Genomic DNA, 13,277 nt, shown 5'->3' with positions numbered 1-13,277 from the left:
ATCTTGAATCAATACCCAGCGCCCTTGGCAACCCTTCGCGAGTCATCCCCTCAGGGACTTGGTATTACAACTTCTTCGGCGAACCGGAGCCGGGCACGCCGATGTACCGTGTTGTCGCGAGGATGCGCCTGACAGCAAGCGATTTACGGGCCTGGCTGCAAACAGACCGGGAAGATGGCTTTTCGCGAATTCTGGAGACACACCGCGGGCCCGCCACAATGCTGAAATATCTCGAAGTCCAGACCGTCGGCCTGTTGCAGCACACCCGTCAACTTGCCGCTACCCTCGAAGGGCTGGGCATCGAGCCGCAGGGCGTCGTCGCCGCACCTGACCTCGAGGGTCTGCGTATGCCGGCGGGAATCTGGGATTGACCGCCTGGAGGCTTGAACCAGTCCCGGTTCGCATCGCCCTAGTGCCGGCGCGACGCCGGCGATGAACGTAACGCAGCCGGCCGCTATTCCGGCGTCATCACGGCTTCAATAACGCCAAGCCTTTCGATCTCGCATGTCACCCGGTCGCCCGGCTCGAGAAACCGTGGCGGCGACAATGCCATGCCCACCCCGCTCGGTGTGCCCGTATAGATCACGTCACCAGGCTCGAGCGTCATCACCTGCGAGAGTTCGGCGATCTGATCGAAGACGTTGAACACCATGTCGCTCGTGTTGGACGCCTGGCGAGACTCGCCGTTTACCTTGCAGGAGAGGTCGAGCCGGTGAGGATTCCCCACCTCATCCGCGGTGGTGAGCCAGGGACCGAATGGGGCGTGCGTGTCGAACGACTTTCCCAGGGTCCATTGCGGTGTGCGTCCCTGCCAGTCGCGGGCGGATACGTCGTTCCCCACGCAATAGCCGAAGATCGCCTTATGGGCCTCGTCATAAGAGACGTGGCGGCAGCGTCGGCCGATCACCGCCACCAGTTCGACCTCATAATCGACCATTGTCGAAACCTTGGGAAGCTGAACCGGGTCGAACGGCCCATTCACGCTTGTCGTCGCCTTGGCGAACCAGATCTGTTTTTCGGGAATTGGTAAGTTCGTCTCCCTGGCATGCGCTACATAATTCAGGCCGATGCCGAGGATTTTGCCGGGCCGCGGGACAGGTGCCAGGAGACGGACAACCGCCAGTTCGATCGATTGATCCGATTGCGGCCATGTGGCGACTTCCGCCGAGAGTTCGGGCCAGGCCTCGATCAGTGCCGGCATGTCCTTCGCTCGGAAGCTTGGCGGGGCGGGATAGATCAAATCCGAGACGACGAGACCAATCTCCGGTTGTCGATGGGCGTCGCGGACGAAGGTGCACAATTTCATGGTCGACTGGCTCCCAAAAAAGGCAGTTGCATCAAGGCTGTTGGGTGATGCGATGGATGATCGTTCCAATCGGTCCCTTTTTCCGGAGGCTGAAATGGTCCGGCGGGCGCCCGAGCGTTCAACGTCCGACCAGAAGGCGTGTTTGGGCCAGCGCGTCCTGGGCGCCTGCGACCAGAAAGCGGATGTCCTGGCCGACCGTGACCATATCATAGCCCCATCGAGCGGCACGCTCGGCATACGCGGCGGATCCGCACATGAAGACCGCCTTGATGCCGGCTTCGTGGGCGGCCGTTACGATCCGCTGGAAAGTCTCGAGCATCTCGGGCTCTTCGCGGTCCATGCCGGGGCCGAACCCCATGTCGAAGGCGAGATCCGATGGTCCGACCAGGACTGCATCAAGCCCAGGCGTCGACACGATCGCTTCGAGATTGCCATAGCCTTCGCGCGTCTCGATCATCGCAATGCAGAGGAGTTGGTCATTCGCTTCGCGCGCATAATCAGCGCCCGCTGAAATGAGCGCGCGCACGGGACCGAAGCTGCGAATTCCAACCGGGGGATAGCGGACGTAGGAAACTAATGTCTCGGCTTCCGCACGCGTATTGATCACCGGACAAATCACGCCATAGGCACCCGCATCAAGCGCCTTCATGATCTTGGCGGGATCGAGCCAGGCCACTCTGACCATCGGCGTCACGCCGCTTGCGCGCATCGCCTGCAACATGGCCACCATTGCCTGCTGATCGATCAAGCCATGCTGCTGGTCGATGGTGATCGAATCATAGCCTTGAGCTGCGATGATTTCCGCGTTGAAGCTGGAGGGAATGGAGAGCCAGCCGTTTAGGACTGTCTTGCCCTCCGACCAGAGGCGTTTGACTTGATTGGGGATCATCGTGGGGTCTCCGTTGAGCGGGGGCGACGAGCGAGCGGCGTCTGAAACGGGCGTGTCCGACCCGCACGAGCAGGCTGCGGGCCGAGCGCCACCGTTCGCGGTCCCGTCACGCACCTTAGCATTCGAAGGGCCGGCCGGAAGCGTCTCCCGCGATTCTTAGCGAACAGAGCGTGGTTTGGGGCCGCACGCACAGCGAACGGAAAAATGGCTAGGACCTACGACGCGGCCAGCCCGTTCAAGCTGGCCGCGCCGTCCGTCGCGCTGTTGCCAAGGTCAGGCAGCCTCTGCCGCTTCCCGCACCGGCCCTGCGCTCACCACGTCCCAGTTTGGCAATCCAAGGACAAGGATGTCCGAGGTCTGTGAAGCCGCAAAAGTCGCCTTTTCGCCTTCTTCGAGATAGAGCGCGGTCTGCTTGCGATATGGCCCGCCCTCCAGTTCGCCTTCGCCCGACAGAACATAATGGACGCAGCGTCCCTTGCTTTCGAACTTGGCGCCGGGCGCCAGCCGGTAACGGGCAAAGCTGTACTGGCAGCTGGTGAAGGTCCCCAGCGCCTTGATGTCGACACCTTCGACGCCCTTGACGGGAGTCCAGGGAAACACGTTGGTGTCGATGAAGATCGGGGTTGGATATTGCGGCTTGGGGTATTCGACCTTCCGCCCCTTGATATATTCCCAGATGGCTTCGTAGGCGTCCTGAACCGGCGGCCCCTCGACGCCGGGGTTGCGGTGGTACGACCCACCCTCGAAGACGCCGATATTCTTCGCTTTCAGCTCAGCCGCGGCTGCCCGCATGCGCTCCTTGGAGACATAGCCCCAGCCGTTCGCGCCGCCGATCTGCAGGATGAGCATTGTGCCGCAGTCCACCGGTGAATCCTGGGGACCATACCATGTTCCTTCCGTAAACAGGGCGAGGGTGCCAGGATTCATCTCGCCCGACGGGTCTTCCCAGTGGCCGTCGAGCAAATAGCGAATCTGATCGAAATTGTGATGGTGTCGCGGCGTCATGAACTCGCCGGGTTTGGTGGTGCTGAGATTCCAGGTGAAATTGTCCGGCCGATCGCCATCGCGCCCCAGAATTTCGGCAGTGAAGATGTCGCGACTGCTGTGTCCAGGACCGCCACGGCCGCCCGCATGGCCCGAACCATCTCCCCGACTTCTCTCAGCAACCTCGTCGACCTGCACGATTTTCATGATACCATCTCCATTTAACCGGCTGCCTGATTCTGGCGTCTTTAACAGGCTACCTGTCAATATCTAGGTCAGGCGGGGCGGTGAGTCAACTCCGGGGTGCCGTTGCATTGCGAGTATAAGCTCAGGATTAATCAAGCTGCCCCGGACGCTTGGCTGTGTGCACCGGGGTCGAACGGCCTAACGCATTGCGCCGCGAACGGTGGCGCCTCCCGGGCGAACAATTCCTGTATGTGAAGATAAAATACATACAGAGAAAAGATTCTTGCGCGGTCGCCGTTTGATTGATACCAGCCTTCATAGAAAAATTGAGAGAGCTGGATGGCGTGCTTGAGGGAGGATTATCCACCGCGAAGCTGTGAGCCCGAATGGATTCACGATCGGCGTGCGTCGCACGCAGCCGCCAGGTCTCGTCCGAAGCGCTTTTTCCGAACCCCAGATTTCCCGCACGCGCGCCGTCGGCACGGTCATGAGGCCGGGATAGCGCGCGGGGCGCGAAACCTTTCTCGTCCGCCTCGAAGTGCATGATCACTGCGGATGCGATCCACCCGTTTCGCATCACCTCAAATCGCGGCTGCGGCCATCGAGACCATTCTTGCCAATAATGGCGCAGCCCGTGACATGCGCTTCAACCCCGGAGAGAGATCGTTGAAACTCAAGATCGGCATCATCGCAGCGCTCTGGGTCCTTAATCTGGTCAACTATCTCGACCGGGTAGCGATGAGCTTCGCCGGCCCTTTCATCATGAAGACGCTACACATGACGCCGGCGGAATTCGGCATCGTGCTGTCTTCTTTTTCCGTCGGCTATCTCCTGGCGCAGATACCTGGCGGGCTGCTCGGTGATCGCTTCGGCGCCCGCGCCTTGCTGGTCGTGGGGCCCATATTCTGGGCCATCTTCACCGGCGCGACGGGTCTTGTCGCTACCATCGCGGGTTTCGTCGTCGTGCGGTTTCTGTTCGGCCTGTCGGAGGGCGTCGCAACGCCCTCGCTCTACAAAATCGTCGGAGAGAATTTCGAGGTGAAGGAACGGTCGCGGGTTCTCGCAATCTGTTCGACGGCCTTGCCGCTTGCGCCGGTGTTCGCTGGTGCACTTGTCGGCAAGCTGATCATCGCCTTCGGCTGGAAGGCGATGTTCATGATTCTCGCTGGCCCGGCTCTAGTGGTCGCCTTGGCCTGCTATCTCTTGCTGCCGACGCAAACGCGGAAGGGGGATGCGAGCGTCATCGGTCTCCCTGCGGCACCGTCGTTCACCGGGGTTCTCGGACGTAGGAGTCTCTGGCTGATTTCCCTGGCCTCCCTGTCCTGGAATCTCACTTACTGGGGCTATTTGGGCTGGATGCCCAGCTATCTCGCTCTGGCGCGCCATATCGATCTCAAGGCTGTCGGCGCCCTGGCCGCCTTACCGTACGTCTTCGCCTTTGTGGGAATGTTGATCATCGGCTGGCTCGGCAGCGGTCCGCTGCATCGGTTCTGTGAGCGTATTGTCATAACTTGCTTTCTCGGAGGAGGGCTCTTCCTGTATCTCGCATATGCAGCCAATTCTCTCGAGATGTCGCTTGTGGGTCTCTCCGGCGCCGCCTTCTTTCTGTTCGGCGGCAGTGGACCGATCGGGAAGATCCTGCTGGACCTGGCGCCGCCGAGCGCACGGGCCGCCTATATCGGCGTCTATAGTACCGTCGGGCAAGTTGGCGCGGTGATCGCGCCTATGGCGGTCGGCTTCATGGTAACGGAGACAGGGACATTCGCCAGCGGCTTCACCCTGATGGAACTCGCCCTCGTGGGCGCGGCCGTCCTGCTGGTCGCGGCGACCGTAGCGGCACGGCGGGAACTGGCGAGGGATGCTCTGGCTCCGGTACGCGCTTCCTGAGAATGTCTGCGGGACCCGGCCAGGCCCGATGCCGCCATCATGAGCGATCAGGTGTATCGCCCCTCTGAATCGACGGGCAGATGGCACTTCGCAAACGTGGCTGGAACTGCAATATGTCAGTGATGAAGGATAAAGAGTTCAAGGACGACGCCGCCAGCGTCAAGTCCGCCCGCCGCGTTCTGTCGATTTTCCGGTACTTCGAAAAGGTCCGTACACCACGCACCCTTTCTGAAGTATCGCAGGACCTTGGATATCCGATCTCGAGCACACTGGCGCTTCTGAGGAGCATCCAGACGCTGGGATGCCTGACATATAATCTGGAGACCAAGACCTATTTCCCCAGCATGCGCTTCGCGATGCTCGGACTCTGGATCCCGGAACGGTTGTTCGCGGGCGGCGGCATCGTCAAGATGATGGAGGAGCTGGCCAGTGCGACACAGGAGTCGGCTCTGCTCAGCGTTCAGAACGGACTCTTCGCGCAGCATATTCACATCGTCGCGACGAACCAGCCGTTGAGCTATCACCCTAGCGTTGGCACACTGCGGCCTCTGCTGACATCTGCAGTTGGCAAGGTCCTGCTCAGCCAGCAGTCGGACGAGCAGGTGCTCAAAACAGTCGAGAAAGCCAATGCGAAGGACGACGGGGACGGCGTCGCAGTCGATGGCGCGAAATTGTTGAAGGAACTCGCCCAGATCCGCCGTGACGGCTACGCTTATTCAGCCAACCTGTTCACGCCGGGTGCGGCGAGCGTTGTCGTCGCGCTGCCGGTGCGTGAGGGCGAGGTGCCGATGACGATTTCCGTCGGCGGCCCGGCGAGCCGGATCAATCGAGCGGCCATTCCGCGTGTTTTGCGACACATCCGTGCGGCACTGGATGCGATGGACCCTCCAGGCGGCTCCGGACCGTCGGACGAGCAAGTCTGGCAGGACTGAGCTGGGGGTCAGCTAGAACTGCCGCGGCGGCATGCGCACCGTAAGGCCGTCCAGCGCCTCGGTCATGACGATCTGACAGGCCAGGCGACTGTTCGCTTTGGGTTCGAAGGCGAATCGCAAGGTACGCCGTTCGCTCGAAGACGGCCGGCCGGTCAAATCGACCCAGTCTTGCTCGACATAAACTTCACAGGTCGCGCAGCCTCCAGCGCCGCCGCAATGCGCGACTATTCCGGGCACCCTGTTGCAAACCGCGCCGTGCATCAGGCTATCGCCCGGCGCCACCTCTACCGCGTGTTCGGTGCCGCCGTGCTCTACATAAACGACCTTGACCAACATGAGCTCCGATTCGACAGGTAAACTTGTCATACTGCCTGTTGAAATGGGTGCGCAAGGGTGCAATCGCGAGCGACAAACCCCAACGATATTTTCTGAATCCGTTCGTCTGGATCGCCGGCAAGGCGCTAGTCGTCGCCCAAACGCTTTATGATCGGAATGGCAGCGACGAGGCGCTTAAACTCCTCCGATGAAAGCTTCGACATGGCGCCCAGGAGCCAATCGCGTTTGGCGATCTTGCGCTGCTGTCGCGTTTCCAGACCGGCATCGGTCAGGGCAAACTGAATCTGCCGCCCGTCCGTCGGGTGCGCTCGACGCTTGACCAATCCTGCCTTCTCAAGGGACTTCAGGACCTCGCTCATGGATTGCGGTTTCATCGACTCGGCGCGGGCGAGTTCAGCCGCCGCCGACCAGCCATTCTGCTCGAGACGCACCAGCGTCCCGAGTTGTGAGAGGTTCAGCGTCAACGGACTAGCCTCTGAGCGCAACCGTCGACGCAGCTGTCCGATGGCTAGCGAAAGTTCGATAACGGCCGCTTCCAGGCCTCCGGATGGATCTTTGGCTTGCTTCATTTCACGGTTGTGCAAATCGACAGGTAAATGGTCAAGATCGTCTGCCTGTAAGGTGGTGGTGCCCACCGGGTCGGTCGCGGGCAAGGGTGGCTCGGCACGGCTAACTCCTAATCAACATCATAGCAACTTCACCCTACCGAACGCCCGCGAGGACACCTTAGGAGGACCGAGCCCCTTGCCGAATCTCCATATATGTGTAGAATTCCTGCACATCGCAGAATGATTGATTGTGACATGGCGGAGCATCGTCTCGGAGCGAATGACCTTCCCGACAGGCAGTTGAGCGCAGCTGCCAGGTGCCAGTCGACGACGCTCGCCCGTCGGCACGCAGGTTTCGATCGAATCGAAACGCCACCGGTCACGACCGCTGCGCTTGCCTGTTCCGTCCGTCTCCTCGTGGCAAGATTGTCCCGCCTTGACCGGCGATCAGACAATCGTAGGGGACAGTTATCCGCTTATCACGTTCGGATGCTCCAGCACTTGCACAATCACGGGCCAGCCGACGTCAGCGCGCTCGCACGATGGCAGGGCGTACAAAGCCAATCTGCCGGTGCCAGCATCCGGAGTTTGGCAAACGCTGGGTTGATCCGCCGCGACAACGACCCGATCGACGGGCGGCGGGTGATATGCTCTCTCACGGACCAAGGACGCCGCGTCGTCGACGACCTGTCGGGCGCCGCCGATCCGCTTGTCCAAAGGCTTTCTAACGCGTCGCCCGACGACCGCAAAAGCATCGCTGTGGCCTTGGGATTCCTCCAGCGTCTAGTCTCCTGAGGGAGCATGGTCACGCAATCTACCTCAGCCCGGACCGCGCTGTTGTCCAGCCGGATTTCGATTAAAGGAACATAGTCATGATCTGGTTCGACGAAGCGGCGTATTTCCTTGGTGGCGGCCTGCTGGCGAACGCAGTTCCGCATCTGGTCCGCGGCATGACGGGGCATTCCTTCCAGTCGCCCTTCGCGACCCCGTCCGGCAAAGGGCTTTCAAGCTCGACCGTCAATGTGCTTTGGGGCTTCTTGAACCTCGCGGCGGCCTATGGGCTGCTCTTTTGGGTCGGATCCTTCTCCGCCAAGTCCTTCGACATACTGGCAGCCGCCATCGGCGCCCTGCTGATCGGGCTCTTTTCGGCGCGCCATTTCGGCGGGTTCCATGGCGGTAACCTTTCGGGCCCGGCGTAACGACACGCCAGAATGGCGTCTCATCCTGGCGTGCTCAATTTCGAAGGAGGCCTGCGGAATCGCCGGCGGCAAGGTGAGCGTAGGATAGCCCGTCGGCCAGCAACGCGGCTTTTCATCTCGGCACGTTGGTGATTCCGGCCAGCGACCTGCGCACCGCGCGGCTGTTGACTCGCCGCTCCCGCAGCCTTAATATCAACAGGTAAACTGCCGAAATGGAAAGCGCATTCGGCACCATGACAGCGTCTCTATCCCGCAGGCAGCGCACACCTTGCTTTTCTTAGATCCAGTGAGAGGTCCCCATGTACGGCCTAATCGTCAAATTTATCGCCAATCCGGGCAAGCGTGATGACTTGATCCGGATCCTCGGCACCGGCTTCACCGGAATGGAGGGATGCCACAGCTACATACTTGCTGAGGATCCGGCCGATGAAAACGGCGTTTGGGTCACCGAGATCTGGGAAAGCCCCGAGGCTCACGCGGCGGCCATGGCAAAGCCGAACATCGCTGCGGTAATCGCCGACGCCAAGGCGCAGAATGTATCGGCCGGTCGCGAGATGCGTGTCGTCACCAAACCCGTTGGCGGACAGGGACTCTTCGACGGTGACGGTGCCTGGAGACCAGAACCTGGGGTCGGCGTTGGGATGAATGGGTGAGCTTGATCGCCAGAATGTACCGCAACGCAGCTTTCGACCGGCTCTGTTCTTGTCGTTGACCTGCGTCACGTCATCTTCTTGCTCCCGGCGAGCACCGTGCCGGATGACACGGGTCCATTTTTCCACGACACATCAAGGATTTCACTATGCCCGAAATTATAGTCTATGCCGTGAAGGGAAGGTCGACAGAGGCCAAGCACGCGCTCATGAGCGACATTACCGATGCGGTGGTGAAGAATTTTGGCGTCCACCCGGATCTGGTGACGGTCCAGATTGTCGAAGCCGAGGCCGATTTGAAATCGAAGGGCGGCATTCCTTACAGCGTGCGGCCGGCGGGCGAGATCTTCGCGAAGAAAGACTGACCGGCTCGCCCGAACTTCTGCGGCGATCCAAGCGGCCAGTCCGCGCGGTCGCGCGACGTCCTTGCGGTCACGCGCAGTAAGTCGGCCGGAATTCCCTGGAAACGCTCAGATAGAGGGAACAATCAAATGACCGCGAAACAAGAGCCGATGCCTGCGCGAAGAGGTCTCCTGCTTGAGGCCATCGGCGCGGTCGCCGGTTGGGAAGCGTGACCATGGTGTCCCGCCCCTCGCAGAATTCGTGGATGCCGACAAAATGGGACTACGACGCCGATGTGGTCATCGTCGGTTACGGCGGGGCCGGGGTCTCGGCCGCCATTTCCGCCCATGACGCTGGGCAGAGGGTGATCGCTCTGGAAAAGGATCCGATTGCAAGAGGGGGGAATACTGGCGTTTCCGGCGGCATAACGCGAGTGATCACCCCGCTCGAGGACTTCATCACCTACACGAAATTATGCGCCTGGGGGACGGTCAAGGACGATGATCTTATCACCGCTCACTGCACGGCGATCTCTCGTCTTCCGGACTGGATAAGGAGCCTGGGAGGCGAGGTGTTCGAATTCGACGCCAACAAGGTCCGCAGCGGCCTGCGCACCAGCGGCACCCCGGCTTCCCTGATCGAGGGGCTGGTGAGCCCAGCTTTTTCTGACAGCGGGGCGTTCACCACAAAGACCCCCATCGATGGGCCTCGGTTCGGCGCTGGCCTGTTCGCATTCCTCAAGAGCTGCGCAGAAACCAGGGGAATCAGCGTCGAGAAGGGGAGGGTTCTGATTGCGACGCCGGCGAAACAGTTGATCCAGGACCCCGTCACGGGGGAAGTTCTCGGGGTGAGGGCGCAGACTGGGGTGACGACGTCGAGCGACTATAGGCAGACCGGCGGGAAGGAGATCTTCGTCAAGGCTCGGAAGGCCGTCATCATGGCCTGTGGCGGCTATGAGTATAATCGCGAGATACAGGATAATTTCATGTCCGATACGCCCCATGACTGGCCACACGCCTTTGCCGGTAGCCCATTCAACACCGGGGACGGTATATGGATGGCGACCAAGGCTGGCGCGAAGCTGTGGCATATGAACAAGAAGGAGGTGAACGAATATGCCTGCCGGGCCGCGACCGACGAACTCGGTATCGGAATCACCCTGCTAGATGTCTACGGGATGCAGGACGGCGCAAAGCACCCGGGCATTTTGGTGAATCGGTATGGCAAGCGGTTCCAGAACGAACGTCACACGATGCAGCATAATGACGCTATCAGACCCATGACCCGCTTCGTAGAGCAATTCGTGGACACAGAGGGTAGGGATGTTTGCGAATACCCCAATCTCCCCGCCTACTGGATCTTCGACGACGTACGCATGAAGAAGGGGCCGCTTGCACCAAAGATGCCAACCAACTGGGCCTTTGTCCACAATGTCTATACCTGGAGCGCGGACAACCAGGTCGAACTCGCAAAGGGTTGGATCGTCAAAGGGGACACCATCGAGGACCTGGCGCGGAAGATCGTGTGCAGGCTCCCTTTCGGTCGCGAGGCGCAAATGGATATCGCCGGCCTGGTCAAGACGATAAACGACTACAACGCGTACTGCGCCGCCGGAGAGGACCCCGAATTCAACAGACTGCCCGCCACCCTTCTTCCACTCAAGAATCCACCATATTATGCGGTTGAAATCATCGAAAGCTCGGCAAACACCGACGGCGGGCCCCAGCACAATCAATTCTCGCAGACCGTCGATAGCGACGATAAGCCGATTCCGAGACTGTATAGCTGCGGGGAATTCGGCTCGATCTTCGGCTTCCTTTACTACGGGGGCGGCAACATCCCCGAAGCACTCGCTATGGGGCGGGTCGCCGCCGAACATGCGGCGACCTTGCAGCCCTGGGACGAAGCGTGAGGGCGGCAGTAGCATGAGCGGCGCCGACGAAGTGACCGAGAACCAAGATGCCACCGCATCTTCGTGGTTCGGCGTTCGTGTGCACCGGCGACAGTTTTTGGCCCCCGACATCGTGTCGCTGGAGCTCGAGAGCGCGAGCGGCGAGCCCCTGCCCGGGTGGTCGGCCGGCGCGCATGTAGAAGTGGGATTCTCGAACACCATCTCGCGTTGTTATTCGCTGTGCGGCGATCCCGATGGCGGCGGATTCTATCGGCTTGTCATCCATCTCGAGCTCGGTGGCGTTGCTTCGCAGTTGCTGGCCACCAGCATGGAGGAAGGGACGAGGCTCCGCATTCGCGTGTCGAAGAACGACTTTGTGCTCGACGAATCGGCGCCACACTCGCTCTTGATCGGAGGCGGCATGGGCGTCACGCCGCTCATTGCTATGGCATACCGGCTGCGCCGGCTCGGTCGCTCGTTCGTGCTCCACTTCTCGGTGCGCACGCGGGCTCGCGCCATATTGGTGGACGAGTTTGCGCTTGCGTTCGGCGAACGCTTCGAGCTGCATAGCGATGACGGCTCGGCGGGACCGCCAATCGACGTGGCCGCGCTCGTCGAGAAACTGCCCGAGAACACCGCCGTCTACTTTTGCGGTCCGGAAGCATTCATGGACATGGTGCGGCAACGCGCCACCCAGGCGGGAGTCAAGCCCGAGCGCCTTCATGCCGAGGCGTTCTCCATTCGCTCGCCACGACCATGAGGGCTGCAGCATGTCGAAGGCTTGATGAACGCAATGACCACGCGCGACCGGTGCACTTTGTGCACTGCTAACCTCGGCGACCGTGAGAGAGTGAACCGTTTATCATGAACGAGACAGTATCGGCGCATAGCTCGGATATGGACGAAACCGCAATCGATCCGGAGTTGCCGATCGTCGATCCGCACCATCATTTGTACGACATTGACCCGACCGCAGACGGCCCACCGAAGCCATTCCTGTTCCGCTTCATGTTGCCGGACTTCCTCGACACGATCAACGCCAGTGGCCACGCCATCACCCATACGGTGTATGTCGGGGCGCAGGCGTTCTATCGCCTCGACGGGCCGCCGGAACTGCGATGTGTGGGCGAGACCGAGTTCGTCAACGGCGTAGCGGCGATGAGCGCGAGCGGGCGATACGGACCAACTCGTGTCGCCGCTGGCATTGTCTGTGCAGCTGATCTTGGGCTGGGCGATCAGGCCAGGCACGTGCTTGAAGCACAAATGGCCGCCGGCAACGGGCGTTTGCGCGGCGTTCGCTTTTCTCAGACCTGGGCCAGCGCCCGGGAGCCCAACCGCGCGAACTTGTTCAACGATGCCAGGGTTCGGCGGGGCGTCGCGCATCTCGCGTCGGTGGGTCTCAGCCTGGATACATCATGCCACTATTCCTTGCTCCCTGAAATTGCCGACCTGGCAGATGCTTTCCCCGACTTAACAATCATAATTTGTCACTGCGGCTTCCCCTTCAAGGCTGATAGCGATGAAGCCGAGCGGGAGGCTTTTGGAGTCTGGAAAAAAGGGATGTCGGAAGCCGCCCGGCGTCCAAATGTCTTCGCGAAGATCGGCGGCGTTTACCGATTCAACGCGCGAGCTGGCCAAGCTGACACGGATTTCCTCCCACCGGCGGGTCGCCCCCCGAGCGTTCGGTCGGTGGATCTGGCCGGCGGCTGGCGGCCTTATGTCGAGACGGCCATCGCGGCCTTCGGGAGTTCCCGCTGTATGTTCGAGAGCAACTCCCCGGTCGACAGAGCCGTGTGCAGCTATGGTGTGCTCTGGAACAGTTATAAGCACATCACGGCCGGCTATTCGGCCGACGAAAGAGCGAATCTGTTCAGCCGCACGGCGAGGACCGTCTACAAGATTTAGAGAGTGCTTATAGGGTTCCCGGTGAAGACCGCGGCGGCGATCCTCCGGCGGCAATGAATTGCGGTGAGGTTTTCGAGATTTTCGATACCGAGGTCGGGGAATGCGGAGATGCCGTTCGGACGGGCGATATCGTAGACCCGGATCACGCCGTCTTCTACCAAGTCCCTGAGGGGATGACTCGCGAAGGGTTGCCAAGGGCGCTGGGTATTGATTCAAGATGGC

15 protein-coding genes are annotated in these 13,277 nt (G+C 60.7%); 10 read left to right on the top strand and 5 right to left on the bottom strand.

Features of this window, described 5'->3' with window-relative positions; genetic code table 11:
- Positions 1-371, top strand: a 371-nt coding sequence (locus ABD050_RS21390; RefSeq protein WP_343891545.1) for a hypothetical protein, incomplete at its 5' end; no start/stop codon positions are given.
- A gap of 83 nt (positions 372-454) precedes the next feature.
- Here the strand turns inward: ABD050_RS21390 and ABD050_RS21385 are convergent.
- From ABD050_RS21385 to ABD050_RS21375, 3 genes are all read right to left on the bottom strand, one after another.
- Positions 455-1,201: a fumarylacetoacetate hydrolase family protein gene (locus tag ABD050_RS21385; RefSeq protein WP_343891544.1), complete on the bottom strand. Its 747-nt coding sequence runs from the start codon at positions 1,199-1,201 to the stop codon at positions 455-457.
- A gap of 223 nt (positions 1,202-1,424) precedes the next feature.
- Entirely contained in the window at positions 1,425-2,195 is a 771-nt protein-coding gene (locus ABD050_RS21380) for an HpcH/HpaI aldolase family protein (protein WP_343891543.1), read from the bottom strand.
- A gap of 273 nt (positions 2,196-2,468) precedes the next feature.
- The gene (locus tag ABD050_RS21375; protein WP_343891542.1) at positions 2,469-3,446 is read right to left on the bottom strand and encodes a hypothetical protein; all 978 of its coding nucleotides are present in this window, start codon (positions 3,444-3,446) and stop codon (positions 2,469-2,471) included.
- 474 nt (positions 3,447-3,920) lie between these two features.
- Here ABD050_RS21375 and ABD050_RS21370 point away from each other — a divergent pair, with 474 nt between their 5' ends.
- Entirely contained in the window at positions 3,921-5,252 is a 1,332-nt protein-coding gene (locus tag ABD050_RS21370; RefSeq protein WP_343891541.1) for an MFS transporter, read from the top strand.
- 80 nt (positions 5,253-5,332) lie between these two features.
- Positions 5,333-6,184 (top strand): IclR family transcriptional regulator, encoded by an 852-nt coding sequence (locus tag ABD050_RS21365; protein WP_343891540.1) that lies wholly within the window; start codon positions 5,333-5,335, stop codon positions 6,182-6,184.
- Between the two features lie 12 nt (positions 6,185-6,196).
- Here ABD050_RS21365 and ABD050_RS21360 read toward each other — a convergent pair whose 3' ends face one another.
- The gene (locus ABD050_RS21360) at positions 6,197-6,520 is read right to left on the bottom strand and encodes a 2Fe-2S iron-sulfur cluster-binding protein (RefSeq protein ID WP_343891539.1); all 324 of its coding nucleotides are present in this window, start codon (positions 6,518-6,520) and stop codon (positions 6,197-6,199) included.
- Between the two features lie 125 nt (positions 6,521-6,645).
- Complete coding sequence (locus tag ABD050_RS21355; RefSeq protein ID WP_343891538.1) at positions 6,646-7,155, bottom strand: MarR family winged helix-turn-helix transcriptional regulator; 510 nt, start codon at positions 7,153-7,155, stop codon at positions 6,646-6,648.
- A gap of 126 nt (positions 7,156-7,281) precedes the next feature.
- On the opposite strand from ABD050_RS21355, the gene ABD050_RS29085 reads away from it, so the two are divergent.
- From ABD050_RS29085 to ABD050_RS21325, 7 genes are all read left to right on the top strand, one after another.
- Positions 7,282-7,863, top strand: coding sequence for a MarR family winged helix-turn-helix transcriptional regulator (locus ABD050_RS29085; protein WP_425542502.1), 582 nt, complete (start codon positions 7,282-7,284; stop codon positions 7,861-7,863).
- A 77-nt stretch (positions 7,864-7,940) separates the two neighbouring features.
- On the top strand, positions 7,941-8,267 hold the full coding sequence (locus tag ABD050_RS21350; protein ID WP_343891537.1) for a hypothetical protein: 327 nt from the start codon (positions 7,941-7,943) through the stop codon (positions 8,265-8,267).
- 299 nt (positions 8,268-8,566) lie between these two features.
- Complete coding sequence (locus ABD050_RS21345) at positions 8,567-8,920, top strand: putative quinol monooxygenase (RefSeq protein ID WP_343891536.1); 354 nt, start codon at positions 8,567-8,569, stop codon at positions 8,918-8,920.
- Between the two features lie 146 nt (positions 8,921-9,066).
- Positions 9,067-9,282, top strand: coding sequence for a tautomerase family protein (locus tag ABD050_RS21340; RefSeq protein ID WP_343891535.1), 216 nt, complete (start codon positions 9,067-9,069; stop codon positions 9,280-9,282).
- Between the two features lie 212 nt (positions 9,283-9,494).
- Complete coding sequence (locus tag ABD050_RS21335; protein ID WP_343891546.1) at positions 9,495-11,171, top strand: FAD-dependent oxidoreductase; 1,677 nt, start codon at positions 9,495-9,497, stop codon at positions 11,169-11,171.
- Between the two features lie 13 nt (positions 11,172-11,184).
- Complete coding sequence (locus tag ABD050_RS21330) at positions 11,185-11,910, top strand: ferredoxin reductase (protein ID WP_343891534.1); 726 nt, start codon at positions 11,185-11,187, stop codon at positions 11,908-11,910.
- A gap of 104 nt (positions 11,911-12,014) precedes the next feature.
- Positions 12,015-13,055 carry an amidohydrolase family protein gene (locus ABD050_RS21325; RefSeq protein WP_343891533.1) on the top strand — a complete coding sequence of 347 codons (1,041 nt, stop codon included), beginning with the start codon at positions 12,015-12,017 and terminating at the stop codon, positions 13,053-13,055.
- Positions 13,056-13,277: the final 222 nt, after the last annotated feature.

This window comes from Sphingomonas oligophenolica (genome assembly GCF_039522915.1).
Classification (GTDB): domain Bacteria; phylum Pseudomonadota; class Alphaproteobacteria; order Sphingomonadales; family Sphingomonadaceae; genus Sphingomonas; species Sphingomonas oligophenolica.
Note: the sequence above shows the minus strand (reverse complement) of the source record. Positions and strands in the feature narration are given on the sequence as shown.